Here is a 22,547-nt window from a genome sequence, read left to right on the forward strand (position 1 = left end):
TCGCGCACGACGATCATCATGAACTTCGTGACGTCGGCGTCCTTGTTCGGCGCCGCCTTGTACGCAGCGATCGCGGCGCGTTCGAGTTCGGGCAGAAACTTCTCGATTTTGGCGATGTTCTCGTTGTACTGTTCAAAAAGCGCGCGACGCCTGGCCGTGTCGGCGGCGGCGTACGCCTGCTGCATCTGCTGGAGTTGGGTGGTGATTTCGACGAACTGTTTGTAGAGCGTGGGGAAGTCCGCGGCTTGGGCGGCGGAGGCGAGGGAGGCGATGACGAGGCCGCACGCAATGAGTCGAACGCGCATGAGCAATGTCTCCATGGGCGAAGGGGGAGTCCCAAAGTGTAGGCGGCTCATCGCGACAGCCGCTCGAAGGTCGCGAAGGTGAAGTCCTGCGCGTGTCGTTCGTCAGCGGGATGATGGTCGCGATGCGTGATGCGCCATTCGGTCAGCGGCAGCGGCGGGAAGAACGCGTCGCCGTCGAAGTTTGCGTGAATCAGCGTCAGATACACGCGCTGCGCCCGCGGGAGCGCCACCTTGTAGATCTCCGCCCCGCCGACGATGAAGACTTCCGCTTCATCGCGCACGAGATCGAGCGCTGCGTCGAGCGTGCTGACCGCTTCGACGCCCGCGGGATGAAAATCATCGCGGCGGGTGAGCACGATGTTGCGCCGCTTGGGGAGCGGGAAGCCGACGGAGTCATAGGTCTTGCGACCCATGATGACGGTGTGTCCGCTGGTGAGCTGCTTGAAGAACTTGAGGTCATCGGGCAAATGCCAGGGCAACTGGCCTTCGCGCCCGATCACGCGATTTTCGCTCATCGCCGCCACGAGACTGATGATCATGTTCGCTCCGAGGGGCGTGCTAAGCCGCAAGCGGCTGAGGAGGAATCACACCGCGACCGGCGCGGGGATGGCCGGGTGCGGCTCGTAGTTTTCGAGGGTGAAGTCTTCGTATTTGAAGTCGAAGAGGGACTTCACATTCGGGTTGAGCTTCATCGTCGGCAGGGGTCGGGGCGTGCGGGAAAGCTGCTCGCGGACCTGTTCGTGGTGGTTGTCGTAGATGTGCACATCGCCGAAGGTATGCACGAAGTCGCCGAGTCGAAGGCCTGTGACCTGCGCGAGCATCATGGTGAGCAGCGCATACGAGGCGATGTTGAACGGCACGCCGAGGAACAGGTCGGCGGAGCGCTGATAGAGCTGACACGAGAGCCGGCCCTCGGCGACGTAGAACTGAAAGAGCGTATGACACGGGGCCAGCGCCATGCGGGGAATGTCCGCCACGTTCCATGCACTGACGATCAATCGGCGCGAATCGGGATTGCTCTTCAGGTCGCGGACAAGCTGACTGATCTGGTCGATGTGACCCCCGTCCGGCGCGGGCCAGCTTCGCCATTGATATCCGTAGATCGGGCCGAGGTCGCCCGTGTCGGGGTCCGCCCATTCGTTCCAGATGCGCACGCCTGCGTCCTGAAGCGGGCGGACATTGGTTTCGCCGCGGAGGAACCAGAGCAGTTCGTGGATGACGGACTTGGTGTGGATCTTCTTGGTGGTGACGAGCGGGAAGCCGGCGGCAAGGTCGAAGCGCATCTGGTGGCCGAAGCAGCTTCGCGTGCCGGTGCCGGTGCGGTCGCTTTTGGGCGAGCCGTGCGTGAAAACGTGTCGGAGCAGGTCGAGGTAGGCCTTCATGGGAGCATCATACTCGGTGAGGCGGGGGGACTTAAGTCCCCCGCCGCGGTCAGCGCGGCGTGTGGACATAAAGGACGAGGAGCATGATCCACAGTCGCATCCCGAAGAAATAAACCGCGAGGGCGCCAAAAAATATCCACGAAAAAACAAGAATTTTTCGGTGCCTTCCGCCCACGGAATAGGCAAGAAAAGTCGCCGGCGGCCCGACGATCAGCAGGCCGACGAGCGGGTAAAACGCCGGCCGATGCGCCAGCGCCCAAAGGGCCTGCCAAAGCGTGCCGGTGCGCGGCGGATCGGTCGGATCGAGGACGAGGCAGGCCAATAACGCCGTTTGCAGCCCCATAACGGCCCAAACGGCCTTGCGGGCCAGCGATTTCTGGTGTTTGCGCATGCGTGCCATGGCCAGATGATACCGCCGAACCACTTCGCCGACGCCTGAGGGTGGCCTGCCAAAAAATGCCGGAAAAACAGGCATTTAAGATGCCGCGCCGCGTGTGTGAGCAAGGGGTGAATTCCATCTTTTTACTTGTATTCACCGATCGGTCCCGTTAACCTCAAATGCTGGCGCCCGGCCTTCGAGAAAGGGTCGGAATGAGAACGGTCCCCTGTATGCATCCGCAAGGAGATGAAACATGTTGTCTGCTACCCGGAAGATGATGAGCTTGGTGATCGCCGCGGCAGTGTTCTCCGGCGCGTCCAGCGCGCGGGCGGCTCAGATGTTGATTTTCGACATGAACGATATCACGACGACGACGACCAGCGTGACCGCGGAAAACGTCGTGGGCACGCCCACGCTCACGCTCGCCGGTGGCAGTCTCGTGTCCGGTGGAGCCACCGGCACTTCCTATCTCGACACCGCGGCCGTCAATCATTCCGCCGGCAAGGCGGCGGGATGGAGCAGCGGCGTCAACGATGCGCCGACCAATGAGTTCACGTTGGTCTACAGTTCGATCGGCTGGTCCGATTACACCATCCGCTTTGATTACCGCTCGACTAGCACCGGTTCGCCCACGCTGACGCTCGAGTACAAGGTCGGGGCCGGGTCGTTCACCAATCTGGACACGATCACCCTGACGCAGGACAGCACGTTCCACGCCTACAGCAAGGACCTGAGCGCCATCAGCGCCATCGAGAACGTGTTCCCCAACATCACGATTCACGGTGTCTGGACAGCCGGCACCAGTGGCGGCACGTCGCAGATCGACAACCTCGAACTTTTCGGCACCGCCGTGACCCCCATCCCCACCCCCGCCGCGTTGCCGGCCGGGCTCGTGCTGATGAGCGGGTTCATGATGCGTCGCAAAAACCGGGCGTGAGTGAGAAGGAATTAAGGCGCCGACTTCACTCTGGCGTAAGCCCGATCACCCCGACTCATCGAGTCGGGGTTTTTTATTGGTGCGCCCGCCCTTTGACATCACCGAGGCGGGGGGACTTAAGTCGCCCCGCTTTTGCCTGTGACCGTTGATCGCGATACATTGCCTTGTCCCGCCGAACGTGGAGCGTGCTTTGCCGGCTGAATCGTTCAACGACGTGATGGTCGATCGGATCGACGACATCCGCTGCGCCAAATGCGGGCAGTCGGTCAAACTCGACAACGTCAAGCCGCTTTCATCGATGACCTGTCCTGGCTGCGGGGCGACCATTGCCGTGCCCGGCAAGATCGGGCAGTTCATGCTGACGCGGCTCATGGGCGCCGGCGCAATGGGCGCGGTCTTTGAAGCGACCGACACGACGCTTGGCCGGCGCGTCGCCGTCAAGGTCATGCGACGCCAGCAGGGTGACGACGATCAGAAGGCGATGGTCAACTTCCTCTCCGAAGCCCGCGCCCTGGCGGCGGTCAACCATCGCAACGTCGTGCAGGTGCACACCATCGGTCAGCACCGCGGACAACCGTACATCGTGATGGAACTGGTCAACGGACCCACGCAGCTTGAGCCGATCGTTTTGCGGCGCGAGCCGATGGACGAAAAGCGCGTGCTCGAAATCGGCAAGGACGTGGCCGAGGGACTCGCCGTCGCCGCCCGGCTCAAGCTCATTCACGGCGACATCAAGCCGGGCAACATCCTGCTCGCCGCCGACGGAACCGCGAAGGTCGTGGACTTCGGCCTCGTCCGCCGGGCCGGTAAGAGCGACGACGAGCCCGTCTGGGGGACGCCCTACTACATCGCCCCCGAGCGCGTGCGCGGCGAGCCGCCGAGCATGCGCACCGATATCTTCAGCTTGGGCGCGACGCTCTGGCATCTGCTCGTCGGCTCTCCGCCGTTCACCGGCTCGACCGTCAAGGAGGTCATCGCCGCACGCATGGCCGGCGAAGCGCCGAACCTGCTCGACGCCCGCGACGATGTGAACAAGGCGACGGCCCATGTGATCGGCCGCATGATCGCCCTCGATCCATCGAAGCGCTACGAAGACTACGCCACCGTCATCGACCGGCTCGACAATGCGCTCAAGGCCCTCGAAGCCCGCACGATCGAGCGCCAGTCGCGCCCGTCGATTCAGCCCGCCCGACGCGTCGACAAGGCCAAGTCCGGCACCGTCAAATCCGCCAAGCGCCCCGGCAAAAAAAAATCGTCGGGCCTGCAACTGATCATCTTCGCCGCCATCATCGTCCTGCTGCTCGGGCTCATCGGCTCCATGGTCTGGTTCGCCAATCGACAGGCCGATCAATCCGGCGCCGACCAACCGCAGGACACCGGCCGCATCGACGAAGACTTCAACGGCCCGGCGCTCGGGGCCGGTTGGACCGCCGTCGGCGGTGGCTCGTTCGACAAGTCCGGGCATTACGTGCTGGCGGTCGACAAGGCGAACCCCGGCCCGGTCGGGCTCAGCCGATCGCTCCCCGACGGCAAGGTGACTTGCGATGTGAAGCTCAATCCGATCCTCGGACGCGGGGGAAATATGTCGATCGCGATCGACGCCCCCGACGGCGGGGGCCTGCGGCTGACCTTATCGCATAACGCCAGTCTCAAGCCGGTGTTGAGCGGCGAGGTGCGGGACGGGGCGACGGTGGTCAAAACCGCCGTGGCGGAGCTGCCGTACGAACCGGAGGCGATGAGTCTGCGTATTGAGTGGACTCAGCAATTCCACGAGTGGTTCGTGCGTTATCGGCTGGGTCCGACGGATCCGTTCGAGCAGCACCCGCTGGGGCGGGTCACGGTGTCCGAATCGGGCGATCAAGCCCGGACGCTGCGGATGGAGCTGAGCGGGTCGGGGGGCGGTCGAATGACGGTCGGTTTGGACGCCGTTCGGATCGAACCGTGATCTCTTAGTCTCGCTTCAAAAATATTGCACTTGGCCGATCGCACCACTATGATTTTTCCAGTACCCCCACAACACGGCGGCGTGAAAAGGGATCAGGGCTCCGCGTGCGGCGGCGATTGATGTCCAGTCACCCTTTTGGCGGCATGACAACAATGTCTAAACACCATGACTCCACAGCGTCGGCGGTCCCCACACTTCTGCGGCGGATGAATGAACGCCGCGTCCTCGAAACGCTGATGCGCTTCGGCCCGCAGTCGCGCGCCGACCTGACCCGCGTCACCGGCATCAGCGCGCCCACCATCTCCAAGGCCGTCGCCATGCTCGTCGAAGCCGGGCTCATCGAGGAGCAGGACGTTCACGAAAACAAGACCGGCCGGCCCGGACGGCTCTACTCGCTGGCCACCGCGGCGTCGCAGATGGTCGGCGTCGTCATCGGTCCCAAGCATTGTCACGTCGCCGCCAGCGGACTCGACTGCAAGATCACCGAAGAACGCGCCACGCGCTTCGACACCCCCGACACCTACAACGAACTGCTCGACGAAATCGTCGAGAACGTCCGCAAGGTCGTCGCGATGCACAAGGCCCGCGTGCTGGGCGTCTGCGTCACCGTGCCCTCGGTCGTCGATCCGCAGACGCATCCGAAGATCGACGCCCCCGCCCTGCCCCTCATTCATGGCCGCCCCCTCGGCGCCGACCTCTCCAAACGCCTCAAGCTCCGCGTCATCGTCACGCGCCAGTCGCAGGCCCTTTGCCTCGCCCAGCGCCTCGCCGAGCCCGCACGCAGTCTCGACAGCTTCGCGTTCATCGACGCCTCCGACTCCCTGGCGATGGGCGTCGTCATCGGCGGACAACTCTACCGCGGACAGCAGGGCAACACCGGCGCGCTCGGGCGGCTCCGACTCAACGGCTCCGAACGCCCCCTCGAGGAAACCGCCACCGACGCCGCCTTCGCGCATGAAGCGTCCGAACAGGCCGGTCAGGAAATGTCCATCGAACAGGCCATCGACCGCATGCGCAGCGGCGATGAGTCCCTCAACGAAATCGTCGATGTCATGCTCGACAATCTCTCCGGCGCCGTCGCCGCCGTCATCGATCTGTTCAACACCCCCGCCGTCTTCGTGCATGGCCAGGTGCTCGAATCCGATGAGGAAGTCATGGGCAAACTCACCTCGCGCGTCCGACGCATGGCGCTGGGCGATTCGATGGACAAGTGCCGCGTCTACGCCGCCGCCGTCGCCCTGCCCCTCGCGCCCCTCGCCGCCTTCCTCTCCGACCTCGTCAGCGCCCAGGGCCCCCTCTTCCTCTGACCACGGTCCTCTGAGGCGGGGAGACTTAAGTCTCCCCGCCGCGCCCCGTCACCCGGATCTCCTCCGCATCCGTCACCGAGACCACATCGCCGACGCGCACCTTCCGCCGCCGGCGCATCTCGACTTCGCCGTTGACGCAGACCTCCCCCGATTGAATCAGGTATTTCGCCTCCCCCCCCGACCCGACCAACCCCGCCAGCTTCAATAGCTGATCCAGATCAATCACCTCATCACGAATCGCAACGTCCATCATGGGCTCCTTTCCTTCCCACTCCCCCAACCCCCTTCCCCCTCCCCGCTTCAATACCGATCAATTGAATCGCAGAACTCTTCATCATTGCTCGAGCGGCGCAGGCGGTTGACGACGGCTTCTTCGTCCGACGCGATGACGACGGCCGGGGAATCGGCGATGAGTTTCATCGGGCCCACAAGCTGGCAGCACTGATCATCCTGCAGCACCGCGGCGATGCGCTGCGGCAGCGTCGCGTCCGTCCGCACGCGCTGCGGCGCCTCCAGCACCGCGACCTGCTCGCCGCAGTACACCTCGAAATACACCGGCACGCTCCCGGCCATCTGACGCAGCATCGTCTTGAGCGTTGACAACTCCCCGTTGTAAATCCGCGGCTGACCGTCCGCATCGCGATCGCGCAGCGTGATCTTCACCGCCTTGGTGAGCACCTGCGGCGCTTCGTCCATCGGCACGACGCTTTCAATAATGATGTTCGGCTCCTCGCGCCGGCGGTCGATTTTCCCCCGTAAAAACACCACTTTCTCCGGCTCGATCAGATGGCCGTGCGCCGCGTAGCCGTCGGAGAAGATCACGCCTTCCATCGACCCGGTCAGGTCCTCGATCGTGATCATCGCCATCTTCTGTCCGGCGCTGCGGCCGTTCTTCACGAACGTCTGCCGCACGCGCGTGAACATCCCCCCGACGATGACTTCCGTGTCCGCACGCAGGCGGCGGGCGTCCTTCAAGCTCACGTTCGCGAAGCGATCCAGCGCCTTTTTGTGACGGTCCAGCGGATGGCTCGACACGTAGAACCCGAGCACTGCTTTTTCCTGGCTGAGCGTCTCGGCGTTGTCCCACGCCGCGACGCTCGGCAACGCCGGCTCCGCGATCGGCTCGGCCTTCTTCTGCGTCTCGACGGCGCCGAACAGAAAGTCGTCGCTCGACCGCAACGTCGCTTCCTGCGCCCCCCGGCTCATCGCCGTCTCGACGGCGGCGATCATTGCCGCACGTTTGTCCACGCCGTGCAACGCATCGAACGCGCCGCATTTGATCAGCGCTTCGATCGTTGATTTGTTGACCGACATCTGCGGCACGCGCTCGCAGAAGTTGAACAGACTCTTGAACGGGCCGTCCTTCTTCCGCGCGGCGATGATCGCCTCGACCGCCTTCGCGCCGACGCCCTTGACCGCCCCGAGACCGAAACGGATGTGCCCGTGATTGCAGTCGCGCGGCTCGCTTTCCCCGTAAATCACGGCGAAATCGAGATACGAGAGATTGATGTCCGGCGGACGCACCTCGATGCCGACGCGCCCATCGGGGAAGCGCACCTTGCGGCACTCCTCCATGTACTCGGTGACCTTCTCCGTGCTGACCGATTCATACGTCAGCAGCGCCGCCATGTAGTGCACGGGGAAATAGGTCTTCAGGTAAGCCGTCTGATACGCCACGATGGCGTAACCCGTCGAGTGCGACTTGTTGAAGCCGTAGCCGGCGAATTTGAGAATGAGGTCGAACAGCTCCTGGGCCTGCGGCTTGGCGAGACCCTTGCGGCCGGCGCCTTCGACGAACTGATCGCGCGCGGCGTTGATCGTCTTCTCTTTCTTCTTGCTGATCGCCTTGATGATCGTGTACGCCTCGCGCAGCGGGATGTCGCCCAGGTCGTGGATGATCTGCATCACCTGTTCCTGGTAGATCATGATCCCGTACGTCTCGGCGGTGTACTTGAGCACCACTTCGTGCGCCGGCGGCACGCTCGCGCGCCCGTTCTTGCGGTCGTTGTAGTCGGGAATGAGATCCATCGGCCCCGGCCGGAACAGCGCGTTGGCGGCGATCAAATCTTCGAGCCGATCGGGCTTCATCCCCATCAGCAGACTGCGCATCCCGCCCGATTCAAACTGGAACACGCCCGCCGTCTCCCCGCGACGGAACAGGTCCAGCACGTTCTGATCGACGAAAGTCAGGCGATCGAGATCGAGCGGATCAACGGAGTGCGGAGTGGGGAGTGCGGCGTGCGGAGTGCTGCTGTCTTCAACTCCGAATTCCCCACTCCGCATGCCGAACTCTCTGGGCGTCTCGGGACAGGGGCCGACGCCGAAGTCGCCGGCGATGATGCGGGTTTGCGTGGACTTGTCGAGGGTGGCGTTGATGAGCGTGCGGGCGCGTTCGATGATCGAGAGCGTGCGCAGGCCGAGGAAGTCCATCTTGAGGAGGCCGACTTTTTCGCACGTCGGGCCGTCCCATTGCGTGATCATTTCGACGATCTGATCGCCGTCGGCATCCTTGTCTTTTTCCTTGTTTTTCCCGGCTTTGGGGTCCTTGTAGAGCGGGATGATGTTATCGAGGGGCTGCGTGGCGATGACGACGCCGGCGGCGTGGACCGACGCATGACGCGCCAGACCTTCGAGGCGGCGGCTGATGTCGATGAGCCGGTGCGTCTGCGGATTGTCGTTGTATTCCTTCTTGAGGTCGGGCTCGACGCTCAGGGCTTTGTCAAGGGTCATGCCCAGATCGCCGGGGATCAATTTGGCGATGCGGTCCACTTCGGAGAGCGGGATGTTCATCACGCGCCCGACGTCACGGATGGCGGCCCGGGCCTTGAGCGTACCAAACGTGATGATCTGCGCGACGTGACCATACTTTTCGCGGACATAGTTGATGACGCGCGCGCGGCCGTCCTGACAGATGTCGATGTCGATATCGGGGTATTCGCTGCGGTCGGGGTCGGTGAAGCGTTCAAAGAGCAGGCCGTATTTGACGGGGCAGGCGTTGGAGAGGCCCAGGCAGTAACCGACCATGGTTCCGACGCCGGAGCCGCGGGCATTGGCGGGGATGCCGTTGGCGCGGGCGTAGTTGACGAAGTCCCACACGATGAGGAAATATGCGCTGATGGACTTGTCCGCGAGGATTTTCAGTTCGCGGTCGAGTCGCGCGCGGATGTCATCGGTGATGCCGTCCTTGCCATAGCGCCAGATCGCCCCGGCTTCGACGAGATCGCGGAGGGCTTTGTCGCATTGCTTCTTGAGCTGCGCGGGCGAGTCCTTGTCCTTGTGCGAATCGAAGGGGAGCAGAGTGAAGTTGGCGCAGTAGGCGTTGTACCACTCGGTGCTTCCCATGTGGGAATTGGAATCGGAGGCGGGGGGACTTAAGTCCCCCCGCCTTGTTTCGATCTTCACCACGGGGGCGTGGTTGGCTTTGAAGTTCAGATCGACGTTGCACAGGTCGGCGATGCGGAGCGTGTTGTCACATGCCTCGCGCCAGCGGTCGCCGAGGGTCGGCGCGGCCGCTCGCATCTCCGCGGCACTCTTCAGATAAAGCTGTGTCGGATAGATCAGGCGGGACTCATCGCTGATGAGTTTGCCGGTGGAGATGCAGCAGAGGGCATCGTGCGGGCCGTGGTCATCGGGGAGGAGGAAATGGACGTCATTGGTGGCGACGACGCCGGCCCCGACGCGGTCGGCGAGGTCGATGAGTTCGGGATTGACCTTGGCCTGTTCGGGGATGTGGGACTGAAGCTCGATGAAGAACTTGTCGGGGCCGAAGACTTCGAGGTAAGTCTCGGCGAGTTCCTTGGCGCGCTTGCGATCGGAGGCGGTCAGCGCGGAGGGGATTTCACCGCCGAGGCAGGCGCTGGTCGCGATCAGTCCGGCGGCGTGGGCCTTGAGCGTGTCCTTATCAATGCGGGGCTTGAAGTAGAAGCCCTCGAGATAGGCGATCGAGGCGAGCTTGAGCAGATTGTGATACCCGGTGAGGTTTTCGGCGAGGAGGAGCAGATGGTACCCGCCGTCTTTGACGCCGGAGTAGGTCCGGTCGCGTCGGTCGCCGGGGGCCATGTAGGCCTCGATTCCGACGATGGGTTTGACGCCGTTTTCGACGCACTTGGCGTAGAAGTCGATGAGGCCGAAGAGGCATCCGTGGTCGGTGATGGCGACGGAGGACTGGCCCAGTTCCTTGGCGCGTTTGGGAAGATCCGCGGTGCGCACCGCACCGTCAAGGAGCGAATATTGGGTATGAACATGCAAATGAACAAACTGTTCGGACGTGTTCGCCATCCGTGGCCGCTCCGCTGATCCAATGGAAGGTGCATTTGCATTGTACCGACAACGGGGCGTCGGTCGATGCCGTATAAACACCGAACATCGGTGGCGGGGGTGCTCAGCCGCAGCGGCTTAATTGAGGGGGCCTATGGTGGTTTGGCCGGTGGTGGGGTCGATAGTTAATGTGATGCTGTGACCGGACTTTGCGAGCGTGATGGTGGCGTTTGCGGCCTGGTCGAGCTGTCCATAGAGGCCGAACTTCAGTTGATTGTCGCCGCCGAGGGAGTAGGTCGAGATGGTGACGCCGGTCATCTGTTTGGCGGGGCCTTGGCCGAACGTCACGGCGTAGGGCGTTCGCGTGGCGGGATTGGTGATGGGCGTATCGGTGTCGGACGCGGGGGCGATGCGGTAGCCCGCGCCGGCGGCGGCGACGACGAAAACGCGCAGGTCCTCGCTGTGGGACATCGACTCGACCTGACACGCGGCAAGGTCGGCTTCGAGGAGACCGGCGGCGGAAGTGAGGCGATTGGAGTCGAGGGAGCCGAACATCGGCAAGGCGATGTTGACCATGATGCCGAGCACGACAATGACGGTCAGCAGCTCGACGAGCGTGAAGCCCGGGCGATCGGATGTGAGGCGCGCAGGTCGCATCACCTTCTGCATCGACATAATCGGGAGGCGACTTTGCGGCGGGCGGTTCGGGGGTGGGGCTGTAACGGCTATGACGGCGGCGCGGGTGGGCTTGTGCCGATCAGGGCGAATTCGGGTCAGCGTCGTGGCGGGCGCGTGAATTGAATCGGAGGATTAACCGAAGAAATGAAGCGACGCGGCACAGGCAGGCGCCGATCGTGCGCCAGCGCCGCCGGGAGAGCAGGATGATCGGGTCAAGATCCAGACAGCGTGGTTTCACATTGGTCGAAGCACTGCTGGCGTCGGTGGTGCTTTCGGTTTCAGTGATGGCGATCACGCAGGCGATCGTGGCGGGGCAGATGCAGATGTACGATGCGGTGCATGCACAACGGGCGCTGATGGCGGCCAACGAGATGATGGAGCACATTCTCTCGCTGCCGTATGCGGACCCGGAGGGCGCGACGGCGATCGGGCCGGACGCCGGCGAGACGAATGTCAGTCTCTACGACAACATCGACGACTTCAACGGCTACAGCGAAGCGGCGGGCGCGATGAAGGATATCGCCGGTCAGGCGTACCCCGCGGAGTTCGCCGACTTCTCGCGCAGCGTCACGATCACCAGCTCGAACCTGTCCGCGACCGGCATCAGCGCCGTTTCCGGACTGACCATCACGGTCACGGTGCGCGACACGGCCGGTCGGCGATGGGTGTTGACGCGATTCGTCGCCCCGCCGCTTTCGGAAGCTGACGAGGATACGGCCCAGAGCGTCGATTCGCTGGCGGACAACGGTTCGAGCGACGGCGGAGGCGACAGCGACTCGGGCGACTCCGGCGACGGCGACCTGGGCGGGAGCGGCGGCGGGTCGCACGGCGGGGGTCACGGAGGCGGACACGGCGGGGGCCACGGCGGGGGCCACGGTCACGGTTGATCGAAGCAGAGGATCACGATGACACACGCAAGACATGCAACGACGAGACGCCTGTCGATCCCGCGCGGCGCGGGCCTGACGCTGCCGGAGCTTTTGCTGGCGCTGGTGCTCACGAGTCTGGTGGGATTGGGCGTGGGGACGATGATGGTGGCGACGGCGTACGGCACGTCGAGCCGGACGCAGATGCGATCGGCGGCGGTGCGCGTGGCGGCCTTGAGCAATCGGCTTGATGCGTCGCTGCGAAGCTGCAAGCGCGTGCTGGAGGCGGGGAGCAACTACGTCATTCTCTGGACCGCCGATTCGCGCGCCGATGACAAGCCGAACCTTTCGGAACTGCGGCTTATCGAGCGGAACCCGGCGACCGGCGACCTGACTTCGTACACCGCGAACTTCGGCTCGATGACCGATGCGCAGATCGAAGCGGCGGACACCGCCTACGACACCTCGACGACGAATTTCTACACGACCTGCCAGTCGCTCAAGAGCGGCGGGCTGTTTCCGGGAACGGTGTGGAGCAAGAACGTGACGGCATGGACGCATACGTTCGTCGGCGCCACGGTGACGAGCGCGACGGCGATGGGCTATCGCCTGACCGTCACCGTCGGCAACATTTCCGAAACGGCCGTCGGAACCATGGCCCTGCGAAACCGGTGATCACATGAACACGACACAGACCTCACGACCTCCCGCCGTCCGCCGGCAAGGCATCGCCATGCTGCTGGTGCTCATCGCCGTCGCCGCCGCGATGATCCTCTCGCTGGGCTTCGTCAGCTCGCAGAGCACGACACTGAGCGTCTCGCAGAATCTCGAATCGCACGATCAGGCCCGCGCGATCGCCGAGTCGGCGATGGCGATGGCGACTTCGTACATCGGCTCCAGCGACGACTGGCGCACGGAGCACACGGACGGCGTGTGGGTCACGAACGCCTCCTTCGGCGGCGGAACGTACTCGATCACCGTCAACGACGGCGACGAGCACGGCGGCGACGGCAGCTTCAACGATGACAACACCGACCCCGTAAAAGTCACCGTCGTCGGCCGATTCAACGGCGTGTCGCACACGCTTACCAACGTCGTGACGCCCGCCTCCAGCGGCGGCAAGACGGTGATGTTCGTCGTCGATGACGCCAACAACCTCGGCACGTACGACGCGGCGAAAAAGGCGTTGATGGAGGGTTTCGGATGGAAGGTCGTGCCGATTTCCGACGACGCGGCGGCGGGGGAATTCACGGCCGCCATGGCGGATTCAGTGGCGATGTATGTCTCGTCGACAGTAAGCGCAAGTACAGTGGCGAGCAAGATCGTCAATGCGCCGATCGGCATCGTCGATGAATGCAGCGATCTGATTGACGATCTGGGCATTTCCAGTTCAGCCAACAATAACAACGCCGACAGCGTAAAGATCACCAACAACACGCATGACATCACGAGCGTGTTTGCGGTGGGTGACATGACGATTTCGACGAGCAAGTACAAGGTGACGCGGCTGTCGGGCTCGCAGCCGGCGGACCTGATCATTCTGGGCACGCGCACCAACAACAGCCAGATCACGATCGCCGCGCTCGATGCGGGCAAGATCAATCAGAACGGCGTGGCGTCGCCGGGACGGCGCGTGATGCTGCCGTGGGGCGAGAGCAATTTCGATCCGGCGGTGCTCAATGACAATGGCAAGACGCTGATGCAGCGGTCGATTCTCTGGGCGACGAAGCCGATGGTGCCGCCCCCGCCGGTCGCGCATTACACGTTCGACGAAACCGGCGGATTGACCGCCGCCGACTCCAGCGGCAACAACAACACCGGCGCGCTCGTCAATGGTCCGACCTACACGCCCACCAGCGGCACGATCAACGGCTCGATCAATTTCGACGGCGTCAACGACTATGTACAGGTCGACAACGCCCCGGCGCTCAATCCGACGTCGCAGATTTCCTTTTCCGTCTGGGTCAAGAGCAGCAACTGGGCCGGCGGCAACCCGCGCATTTTGCAGAAGGGCACCAACGATGACCAGTACCGCTTCCTCTCGGAATGGGGCGAGTTCAAGTTCGACCTGACCGGCGTGGGGACGCTGACCGTCGGCTATCCCGATACCGCGAAGTGGATCCATCTTGCGGCGACGTACAACGGGTCGCAGATGAAGATCTATTTCAACGGCGTGGAAGTGGCGTCCAAGAGCGCCAGCGGTTCGATCGCCACGACCAACACGCCGCTCTACATCGGCACCAAGCACAACACCGCGCCGAGCGGCGACCACTTCAAGGGTCAGATGGATGACCTGCGGATTTACAACGTCGGGCTCAACTCCGCGGAGGTCAAGTATCTCTACGATCTGGGCGAGCCGGACGAGGCGGGTCCGCTGCCGCGGCTCATCGCCAAATATGACTTCAAGGAAGTGCGATACGATCCGGTTCTGATTCACTATTGGAAGCTCGACGAGCCGGGGTCGGCGGCGATGCCGGGCCTGTCGCTGTCACAGAGCTTCACCGCGTCCGGTCCGTGGACGGTCGTCAACAGCTATCACTCGACAGCCGGCGCGTACAACGCCGAGTCCGCCACGCCCAACGCCGCGCTGACCGTCAACTCGACCAGTTCCGGCGCGATCACCATGTCTCAAAGCTCCGTCGTGCAGGGCGACGCCTACATCGGACCCGGCGGCAACGTCACCTCCGGCTTCAGCGTCTCCAGCGGCGCCAACATCACAGGCACGCGCGGCGTGCTGTCCTCCGCCGTCACCATCCCCAGCACCACCGCGCCGACCGGATCGCCCTTCAACGGATCGCATGAAGGCAACTATTCCCTCTCCGGCTCTTCCACCGCGACGCTCAATTCCAATCACTACTACAACAAGATGACCCTCAGCGGTTCGTCCGTCCTGACGATCAGCGGCAACGTCACCATCCTGCTCAATCAGGAATTGAACATCGACGCCGGCGCGGAAATCCGTATCGCCTCCGGCTCGCATCTGAATCTCTACATCAAAAACGACCTGATTCTCAACGGCAAGCTCAACGTCAATGGCGCCGACCCGACCCGCCTGGACATCTACATGCTCGGTACCAACAAGACGATCACGCTCGATAATAGCGGCGAATGCTACGGCCTGGCCCGCAATCCCAGCGGCGATCTGACCATCCGCAATCAGTGCCATTTCTACGGCGGATTCACCGGCAAAACGATGACGCTCAGCGACGGCCGATTCCACATGGACCTGGACACGACGGCCAATGGGGCCAACATGACCTCGGCGATCGACGACGTCGCGTCCTCGCCGGGCGTGCTGACCAATGGTCCCGTCGCCGGGCAGACCGGCTTCATCAACAAGGCCGTGCAGTTCGACGGCACGAATGACTACATCAAAGTCGCACATCACGACTCGATGCGCCTCGACACCGGCACGATCGCCTTCCGTTTCAAAAGCTCCTCGCTCAGTTCGATCCGCGGCCTCGTGTCCAAGGATGCGTCCAACTACAACCAGGGCGGCGGGATGCTCATCTACACCGAGGGCTCGGCCATCAAAGCCAAGCTCGAAAGCACCACCTCGACCTACACCGCCGCGAGCGGCAACGTGCTTTCGACCAACACCTGGTACCACGCCGCGCTGACCTTCGGCCCGCAGGGAATGAAGCTGTATCTGAACGGTTCACTGGTGGCGAGCAACGCATGGACCGGCGGACTCAACACGAGCGCCGGCGGCACCGGCAACGCGGAGCCGCTCGTCTTCGGCGCTTCCACCGCCTCGTCGACGACCGGCACCGCCTCGCCCCAGGCCAACTATTTCCAGGGCTATCTCGACGATATCCGCATGTACGATCAGGCCCTCGACGCCACGCAGGTCAGCAAGCTCTACCAGCAGCAGTCGCTGGGCACGACGAGTTCGGCCGGATACATCGTCAGTGATGTGGGCGGATTCGGCACGCCGCTGAATCTCTGGATCGAGGACACGTCGAAAATCTCGTGGATCACCGGCGGCGGTCTTTCCGTCAACAGCGCCACGCGCATTTACTCCCCCGGCGCCGCGACGAAACTCAAGACCGAATTGAGCGCCTCCGATGAGATGACGCTCGATCTGATCTACACGCCCGCCGTCGACAACCAGTCCGGCCCCGCGGCGATCGTGTCCTACGGCAACACCGCGACCAACCGCAACTTCACCTTCGGCCAGTCCAACAAGGCCTACGACTTCAAGCTCCGCACATCCAATTCGGGCAACGACGGCACCCCCGCCGTCACCTCCGGCAACGTGCTGACCGCCAACGGCGCCGAGCATGTGGTCATCGCCTACGACCAGTCGGCGATTCGCGTCTATCGCAACGGCGCGCTTGACAAGACCCTCACGCGCACCGGCACGCTTGATACATGGGACCAGACCATGCCGTTCGTGCTCGCCAACGAATATACGTCCAACAAGTCATGGACCGGCAAGCTCTCGTACCTGGCGATTTACGACCGCGCGGTCAATTCGCTTCAGGCGCAGGATCTTTTCAACGGCAATCCGCCCGGCGACTACAGCGATCTGAAAAACGTCAGCTTCAGCGTCCGCTGGATCGAGAATCCTTGACCGCGGCGATGCAGTCGGCGGCGACATCCACCAGCGTGCGCAGGGCCGCATCATTGATCGCCAGCGGCGGCATCAGCACGATGACATTACCCAGCGGCCGAATGATCACGCCGCGCTGACGCGCCATGTCGCACACCTCATATCCGATCCGCCTGGCATAACGATTCGCCGACTCGCCGAAATCCCCAAGCGCGCTTCCCCCCGCTTCCGCGGCATGGGCAGCGGGCGGCGCTTGATCGCAAAGTTCGATGCCCACCATCATCCCACACTGCCTCACTTCCTTGACCCCCGCGCTCTTCGCCAGAGGCGCTAGCCATTCGCCGAGCAATTTGGCCTTCCGCCGCACTTCGCGAATCAGATCGCGCTTCTCCAGGAGCGCGATGGACGCCAGCGCCGCCGCGCAGCCCAGCGGGTTGCCGGTGAAGGTGTGACCGTGGTAGAACGTCTTGAATTCGTGCAGCTCGCCCTCGAACGCCGCGGCGATTTCATCGGTGCACAGCGTCGCCGCCAACGGCAGGTAGCCCCCGCTCAAACCCTTGCCCAGGCACATCAGATCGGGTTCGATCGGCCCGTGCTCGCAGGCGAACATTGTCCCCGTCCGCCCGAACCCGGTCGCCACTTCGTCCGCAATCAGCAGTACGCCCGCTTCCCGGCACAAGGTCGCGACGGCGCGCAGATACGCCGCGTCATGCATGACCATCCCCGCCGCCCCCTGCACCATCGGCTCGATCGTCACGCCCGCGCATCGCCCGCCCAGTTCATCGAGCTTCGCCGCCATCGCCCCCGCTTCGCCGGGCGGAACGAACTCCGTGCGAAACACCATCGACCGATACGGCCGATGAAACAGATCGCTGTACCCGATCGACATCGCGCCGACCGTGTCGCCGTGATACGCCCCATCGAGCGCGATGAACGTATGCCGCTCCGGCTCGCCGCGATGATGCCAGTACCCGACCGCCATCTTGAACGCCACTTCCGTCGCCGTCGCCCCGGCGTCGGAGTAGAACACCTTGCTAAGCGAACCCGGCGCGATCGCGCAGAGCTTCGCCGCCAATTCGATGCCCGGCTCGTGCGTGAGACCGAGCATCGTCGAATGCGCAATGCGGTCGAGTTGCGCGCGGATCGCCGCGTCGATCTCCGGCACCGCGTGACCATGCACGTTGCACCACAGCGACGACACGCCGTCGATGTAGCGATGGCCCCGAGCGTCGATCAGATATGCGCCCTCCCCGCGCTCGATGATCAGGGGCTCCGCCTCCCGCCACTGCCGCATGGGCGTGAACGGATGCCACACATGCGCATGGTCCATCGCCGCCAGTTGCCTGATTCGTGCTTCATCCATCCCCCCAGCGTACCCGCTCCGCCCCCCCGCCGCTTCCCGCCGAACGCCGCACACCGCCCGGCAAACAAGCTATGATGCTCGCGTCGCACCCGTAGCTCAGTTGGATAGAGCAGGGCTTTCCTAATTCGGTCACTGTGTTTTTCAACCTTCGTAATTACAATGGTTAACGAAGGCACGATAATGGCTTAGGTGTTTAGGGCCGGACTGCCGGGGAACTCATGTCGGACTGTTTTTGGGGTCAATGTGACGCAACTCTGACGCAACTCAACGGGGGCTTGGTATGTCGCACCAGTCGAAGCCGGACAAGGATTACTTTGGGTTCTTCTTTGTAAGCCTCATGCTTATCCCGTTGTCGGTGGGCTTGATCTACATCGGCGTAAAAGAACTCAACGGAACGCCGGAGACGAAGGGCAGTTTGATGGGGTTGGTCGGGATCGGTGTAGGGCTTATTCTGTTGAAGGTGTACTTCGATGTCATGCGAAAGGACAAAGATACGCCAACGTCCGACTCCGATTCCGCAATGGTCGAAGCGATCCGCACAGCGAACCGGGTGGCGTGTGACTTCGCGTCCTGCGTTGAGAACATCTCTCCCATCGCCATCTATGACGTGGCAATCCTTCCTCATCCGAAGGACCACATCGTCAAGTGCTGTCAACTATGGATCGGCGTTTGCAGAAATGCGGAGCAACTCGCGGGGTGGATAGTCATCTACCCGATATTGTCACAGTTTCAACCGGGCGTCGGCAAGCAACCTCTCGGCTTGAACGTAGAAGCCATCAACAAGGCCAGCAATGCAGGAGTATCCGTAGAAGAATTGGCCAGAATGAGTTTGTCTCATCCACAGCCCAGTCCCGAACTCAAGACGAAGGTCGAGCGGGAATTCTGTGAAATGGTGACGTGGGTGACGGACGCAGTTAGCCAGCGTCTTGTACAGTTGTCGCACTGATTTTTTGCGACGGATATTTTCGAGACGGTATATCGCTATCGAATGAAAGCGGTTCCCCCCTCCCCTCCCCGCTCATTTTGCGGGCGCTCCCGCGTGCGTGGGCGGGCACGTTAGAAGGCTCCGTCTGGCGGGATCACCTCGCGGTCAAGCGATCCCCTCACGTTTGGCGATGCGATGCACCACCCGGTCAGCCCACGGCTTGCCCATGCGGGTCTGTCGGCCCTCAGCGTTCAACGTGGAGGCGATGGTCGGGAACCCCACACGCTCCCCACCACGGGGCTTGCGGCGTAGCTCACGGATGCGTTCAATGGTCTCCCTCTCTGCGGGGGTCTGACCATACGGCTTGGCTCCAGCGTTCCCGCTCGTGGTCGGCTCTGGGCTTCGGGACGATGACTCAGAGACGGCCCTCCCGACAATTTCAGGAACCAAACTTGACAACCCGGTTTGACTGTGTATTCTTAATTCTACAGAATCAACAACACGTATCTGTTCTTTGCCCTTCAAAACAAGGGGTCAACAGCCCATGAGCAGCAACAAGACATTCGCGTATCTTAGGGTCAGCGGCAAAGGTCAAGTGGATGGGGACGGGTTCCCCCGTCAGCGGGAGGCCGTCGCCAAGTGGGCTAAGGGTCACTCTTGCGAAGTCGCTTGTGAGTTTCGTGATGAGGGGATCAGCGGGACGAAGGATGGCTTTGATCGTCCGGGGCTGTCGGACCTGTTCCTAGCCATCCGGGGCAATGGGGTTCGGACTGTGGTCGTGGAGCGGGCGGATCGCTTGGCGCGTGACCTGATGGTCAGTGAGGTCATTCTTGCAGAGTTCCGCAAGTTGGGGGTGACAGTCATCGCGGCAGACGGAGGGACGGACTTGACCGTGGGGGACGATGACCCTACCCGTGTCCTCATCCGACAGGTCTTGGGGGCTGTGGCTCAGTTTGAAAAGAGCGTGATTGTCCAGAAGCTAAGGGCGGCTCGTGAGCGGAAGCGTAGAGCGGGGGAACGATGCGAAGGCCGCAAGCCCTTCGGGGAGACTGAGGCGGAACGGGCGACCATAGAGCGGATAAGGGAGCTACGCCGCAAGCCACGGGGAGGGGAACGCATGGGGTTCCGCACGATTGCCAAGACGCTGACCGCTGAGGGATGTCCAACACGGACGGGTAAGCCCTGGTCGGATAGCGTCGTCTACAACATCGCCAAACGCGAAGGCATCAAGTGAGCCTTCATCGGTTGCCGGATGTTCCGGTGACTATTCATCACAGTCCCCAACACAAGGGGTATCGTCATGCTGATTCGTTGTCGGTGGTATGAAGTCGAGATTGACCGCATTGGTTTGTCCCTCAATGTGGGCCAATCGGAGTTGTGGATTCAGTGGCGGGGGCTGTGTGGCCTCCCCGCAAGAGAGCCAGACGGGCGGTGGTTTGAGACCCGGAAGATTACTGACGGACGGATGATCGGCATCGGTGGAATCGTGATTACTTTCAGTCGCGGCAAGGCGAAGGGGTCAACGTCATGTCAGTATAACCAAGAGGGGCATCTTACGAAGTGGGCTTGTCGTTCAAGGGACAGCGTGTTCGTCGATCCTTCCCGACAAGAGAGGCGGCGGAGGCGTGGGAGGGTGAAACAAAGCGGCGTCTGGAAGAAGGATTACCGCCAAACATTGACATGCAACCGCCCGGCTCAGTCGATATGGAGACGTTGAAGAACCGTACCTTCGACCGCAGTTGGAAAGGAACGCGGAGCGAAGTCACCGCACTGGCTCCCGCCGCGCTTAGAGTCATCCCCGATCATCAAGGCGGTGTGTTGCATTATGACATTGTTGTGCCGGGTGAATTGAAGAATATCATCGTGCTGGACGCGTCCCGCCCGATCCGCCGCTTGTGTAAGGAAGACCCGACAGTCTTGGACGCGGAGCAACACATCCCCGCCGCTATGGCATGTCCGGTCCTCTTCGCCCGTATCAAAGATTACCGCGATGTGACCATTCATCATTGGCAAAGAGCCGGTGGACGGGGGGCGATGTGGAAAGGCTTTCAAGGGCAGCGGCAAGTCGTCAATGCAATTGTCGATGTCATCAAGAGTATCCCCGGCAATGAAGCCGTATTGCTCCATGTGTTCAAGCGGAGACCTTCGGACAGGAACGTGGATTACATAGACATCCTGAGTCGTCATATGCGTCGTTGCGGGATCGACCCCGATGAACAGCTACCGGATGGATCACACCGCATTAGCTTCTCTGGATGGGGACAACACGAGTCAACCAATGAATACGCTCAATGTCGCAACGTCATCCTTGCAGGCGTCCTGCACTTGCCCCATCACACGGTCGCTGCACGGTGCATCGGCCAAGCGGACAACATAACCCGGCGATTCGCTAGGGGTGAACTTGACGAACTCGTCCAGTCGGAAGCCTGCCACGCCATGTATCAGGCGATGTCCCGTGGAGCTTGCCGCAAGACGACAAACGGGAAGGCTCATCCGATGAAGGCGTGGATCATTTATTCTCGTCCCAAGACCATAGAGACCCTTCGGGATGTCATGCCGAATGTGAAGATAGTGCCGTGGGAACCCGTAGGCCGGAAGCGGCGAACGCCACGGCAGCGACCGTCTGATGGGAAGATTCACAAGCTGGCTCAACGCATCGCATGTTACCTCAACGATCCGAAGACGCGGGGGCGGGGCAAGATATCGTCCCAACAATTGAAGCAAGAACTTGGAGTGTCAGCCCGATGGGAACACGCAAGGCTTGAAGCCGTCCCGGCGATGACACCCGGATGGTCTCTTGAATGTCGATCTGTCGTGTACAGCCCAAACGATTGATCTTCACCCGCCATTACCACCATTCAACCACCAACGAAAAGGGGAGCGATATGCCCATTCCCTATGACGCCCTCAAGCGACGTGCGGCGGCGAACCGACAAAGACGATGTTCGACTCCGGGATGCACGAACCACCGCAACTGGACCTACTCACGATGTAGAGCGTGCGTGCAGAAGGTTCGTCGTAATGGAACCGCCACGGCTCAGTACACACACGATTCCAAGATTCAGCCATATCGAGAACATGCGGGGACGATCCTCGATCAATTTGCGGAGACCCCACAAGTTGAAGCCGCGCTCACCGCGATGGAGTTGTTCCTCACTGAGCCGGAGACCTTCGCGGCCCAAGCTGGAGCTTCCAACTTGCGGACTCAACGATTCCCCCGCAACACATGGTCCGTGGTTGGGCATCACGTCCGCCGCGTTGTCGCTGACGGACTGACCGCAAGGGAAGCCGTTGATCGGATTGCGGGCGTATGGCTCTACTCCCATGCCCATCCCCGTTCCCTACCGGATGACGCGGCTCTCACTCACGTCTTGGCGGAGACGATTTTCAATTCCCGCCCGTATCGCAAGCGGATCATTCGGGGCAAGACCGCGAAGGGGTACACCACCAAACCGAAGCGACCGGGGCGCCCGGCTCTGTTCAGCTTAGGGACTGCGTTGAGAGCGAAGTTTGGTGTGTTCCTCAGCGGCTTGGCGAAGCATGTAGACATACGTCATCGTCAACAATGGGAACTCGGCGAGGCGATGCGTAAGCCGCTTGACGATCCTGACGCGGAGTCATCGCCATGAGTTCACCCCATGAGGCATC

At 62.2% G+C, this 22,547-nt stretch carries 16 protein-coding genes and 1 pseudogene; 10 read left to right on the forward strand and 7 right to left on the reverse strand.

Annotation, left to right across the window (positions count from 1 at the left end):
- Positions 1 to 352 precede the first annotated feature (352 nt).
- Genes GC162_12560 through GC162_12570 form a run of 3 tightly spaced genes read right to left on the reverse strand, consistent with a single transcriptional unit; the run spans position 353 to position 2,087 of the window.
- On the reverse strand, positions 353 to 844 hold the full coding sequence (locus GC162_12560) for a dihydrofolate reductase (protein MBI1369472.1): 492 nt from the start codon (positions 842 to 844) through the stop codon (positions 353 to 355).
- A 45-nt stretch (positions 845 to 889) separates the two neighbouring features.
- Positions 890 to 1,687: a thymidylate synthase gene (locus GC162_12565; protein ID MBI1369473.1), complete on the reverse strand. Its 798-nt coding sequence runs from the start codon at positions 1,685 to 1,687 to the stop codon at positions 890 to 892.
- A 49-nt stretch (positions 1,688 to 1,736) separates the two neighbouring features.
- Entirely contained in the window at positions 1,737 to 2,087 is a 351-nt protein-coding gene (locus tag GC162_12570) for a hypothetical protein (GenBank protein ID MBI1369474.1), read from the reverse strand.
- A 232-nt stretch (positions 2,088 to 2,319) separates the two neighbouring features.
- Between GC162_12570 and GC162_12575 the strand changes: the two genes are divergently transcribed.
- The 3 genes from GC162_12575 to GC162_12585 all read left to right on the forward strand — a co-directional run bounded on the left by GC162_12575 (position 2,320) and on the right by GC162_12585 (position 6,255).
- Positions 2,320 to 3,003, forward strand: a complete 684-nt coding sequence (locus GC162_12575; GenBank protein MBI1369475.1) for a hypothetical protein — start codon at positions 2,320 to 2,322, stop codon at positions 3,001 to 3,003.
- A 190-nt stretch (positions 3,004 to 3,193) separates the two neighbouring features.
- Complete coding sequence (locus GC162_12580; protein MBI1369476.1) at positions 3,194 to 4,948, forward strand: protein kinase; 1,755 nt, start codon at positions 3,194 to 3,196, stop codon at positions 4,946 to 4,948.
- A gap of 119 nt (positions 4,949 to 5,067) precedes the next feature.
- Positions 5,068 to 6,255: an ROK family protein gene (locus GC162_12585; GenBank protein ID MBI1369477.1), complete on the forward strand. Its 1,188-nt coding sequence runs from the start codon at positions 5,068 to 5,070 to the stop codon at positions 6,253 to 6,255.
- Positions 6,256 to 6,280: 25 nt separating this feature from the next.
- On the opposite strand, the gene GC162_12590 is transcribed toward GC162_12585, so the two are convergent.
- The 3 genes and pseudogenes from GC162_12590 to GC162_12600 all read right to left on the reverse strand — a co-directional run bounded on the left by GC162_12590 (position 6,281) and on the right by GC162_12600 (position 11,187).
- Positions 6,281 to 6,508, reverse strand: coding sequence for an RNA-binding protein (locus GC162_12590; GenBank protein MBI1369478.1), 228 nt, complete (start codon positions 6,506 to 6,508; stop codon positions 6,281 to 6,283).
- A gap of 47 nt (positions 6,509 to 6,555) precedes the next feature.
- The gene (gene dnaE, locus GC162_12595; protein ID MBI1369479.1) at positions 6,556 to 10,533 is read right to left on the reverse strand and encodes a DNA polymerase III subunit alpha; all 3,978 of its coding nucleotides are present in this window, start codon (positions 10,531 to 10,533) and stop codon (positions 6,556 to 6,558) included.
- A gap of 492 nt (positions 10,534 to 11,025) precedes the next feature.
- A pseudogene (locus GC162_12600) lies at positions 11,026 to 11,187 on the reverse strand (prepilin-type N-terminal cleavage/methylation domain-containing protein).
- A 206-nt stretch (positions 11,188 to 11,393) separates the two neighbouring features.
- On the opposite strand from GC162_12600, the gene GC162_12605 reads away from it, so the two are divergent.
- From GC162_12605 to GC162_12615, 3 genes are read left to right on the forward strand one after another with little or no spacing between them, the layout of a single operon-like run.
- Complete coding sequence (locus GC162_12605; protein ID MBI1369480.1) at positions 11,394 to 12,077, forward strand: prepilin-type N-terminal cleavage/methylation domain-containing protein; 684 nt, start codon at positions 11,394 to 11,396, stop codon at positions 12,075 to 12,077.
- An 18-nt stretch (positions 12,078 to 12,095) separates the two neighbouring features.
- On the forward strand, positions 12,096 to 12,731 hold the full coding sequence (locus tag GC162_12610) for a hypothetical protein (protein MBI1369481.1): 636 nt from the start codon (positions 12,096 to 12,098) through the stop codon (positions 12,729 to 12,731).
- 4 nt (positions 12,732 to 12,735) lie between these two features.
- On the forward strand, positions 12,736 to 16,632 hold the full coding sequence (locus tag GC162_12615; GenBank protein MBI1369482.1) for a hypothetical protein: 3,897 nt from the start codon (positions 12,736 to 12,738) through the stop codon (positions 16,630 to 16,632).
- On the opposite strand, the gene bioA is transcribed toward GC162_12615, so the two are convergent.
- Positions 16,604 to 17,974 (reverse strand): adenosylmethionine--8-amino-7-oxononanoate transaminase, encoded by a 1,371-nt coding sequence (bioA, locus tag GC162_12620; GenBank protein ID MBI1369483.1) that lies wholly within the window; start codon positions 17,972 to 17,974, stop codon positions 16,604 to 16,606. The two genes, GC162_12615 and bioA, sit on opposite strands and share 29 nt — an antisense overlap.
- A gap of 280 nt (positions 17,975 to 18,254) precedes the next feature.
- Here bioA and GC162_12625 point away from each other — a divergent pair, with 280 nt between their 5' ends.
- From GC162_12625 to GC162_12640, 4 genes are all read left to right on the forward strand, one after another.
- Positions 18,255 to 18,920, forward strand: coding sequence for a hypothetical protein (locus GC162_12625; GenBank protein MBI1369484.1), 666 nt, complete (start codon positions 18,255 to 18,257; stop codon positions 18,918 to 18,920).
- Positions 18,921 to 19,443: 523 nt separating this feature from the next.
- Positions 19,444 to 20,133, forward strand: a complete 690-nt coding sequence (locus GC162_12630) for a hypothetical protein (GenBank protein MBI1369485.1) — start codon at positions 19,444 to 19,446, stop codon at positions 20,131 to 20,133.
- A 332-nt stretch (positions 20,134 to 20,465) separates the two neighbouring features.
- The gene (locus GC162_12635) at positions 20,466 to 21,734 is read left to right on the forward strand and encodes a hypothetical protein (protein ID MBI1369486.1); all 1,269 of its coding nucleotides are present in this window, start codon (positions 20,466 to 20,468) and stop codon (positions 21,732 to 21,734) included.
- Positions 21,701 to 22,528, forward strand: coding sequence for a hypothetical protein (locus tag GC162_12640; GenBank protein MBI1369487.1), 828 nt, complete (start codon positions 21,701 to 21,703; stop codon positions 22,526 to 22,528). Before GC162_12635 ends, GC162_12640 begins: the two co-directional genes overlap by 34 nt.
- The last annotated feature ends 19 nt before the right edge of the window (positions 22,529 to 22,547 follow it).

Source organism: Planctomycetota bacterium, from assembly GCA_016125255.1.
Taxonomy (GTDB): Bacteria; Planctomycetota; Phycisphaerae; order Phycisphaerales; family Zrk34; genus RI-421.

Bases quoted from the DNA above. Each gene is read 5' to 3' on its own strand.
- GC162_12560 (MBI1369472.1), bottom strand. From the start codon at position 844: ATGATCATCAGTCTCGTGGCGGCGATGAGCGAAAATCGCGTGATCGGG.
- GC162_12565 (MBI1369473.1), bottom strand. From the start codon at position 1,687: ATGAAGGCCTACCTCGACCTGCTCCGACACGTTTTCACGCACGGCTCG.
- GC162_12570 (MBI1369474.1), bottom strand. From the start codon at position 2,087: ATGGCACGCATGCGCAAACACCAGAAATCGCTGGCCCGCAAGGCCGTT.
- GC162_12575 (MBI1369475.1), top strand. From the start codon at position 2,320: ATGTTGTCTGCTACCCGGAAGATGATGAGCTTGGTGATCGCCGCGGCA.
- GC162_12585 (MBI1369477.1), top strand. From the start codon at position 5,068: ATGTCCAGTCACCCTTTTGGCGGCATGACAACAATGTCTAAACACCAT.
- GC162_12590 (MBI1369478.1), bottom strand. From the start codon at position 6,508: ATGATGGACGTTGCGATTCGTGATGAGGTGATTGATCTGGATCAGCTA.
- dnaE (MBI1369479.1), bottom strand. From the start codon at position 10,533: ATGGCGAACACGTCCGAACAGTTTGTTCATTTGCATGTTCATACCCAA.
- GC162_12605 (MBI1369480.1), top strand. From the start codon at position 11,394: ATGATCGGGTCAAGATCCAGACAGCGTGGTTTCACATTGGTCGAAGCA.
- GC162_12610 (MBI1369481.1), top strand. From the start codon at position 12,096: ATGACACACGCAAGACATGCAACGACGAGACGCCTGTCGATCCCGCGC.
- GC162_12615 (MBI1369482.1), top strand. From the start codon at position 12,736: ATGAACACGACACAGACCTCACGACCTCCCGCCGTCCGCCGGCAAGGC.
- bioA (MBI1369483.1), bottom strand. From the start codon at position 17,974: ATGGATGAAGCACGAATCAGGCAACTGGCGGCGATGGACCATGCGCAT.
- GC162_12625 (MBI1369484.1), top strand. From the start codon at position 18,255: ATGTCGCACCAGTCGAAGCCGGACAAGGATTACTTTGGGTTCTTCTTT.
- GC162_12630 (MBI1369485.1), top strand. From the start codon at position 19,444: ATGAGCAGCAACAAGACATTCGCGTATCTTAGGGTCAGCGGCAAAGGT.
- GC162_12640 (MBI1369487.1), top strand. From the start codon at position 21,701: ATGTCGATCTGTCGTGTACAGCCCAAACGATTGATCTTCACCCGCCAT.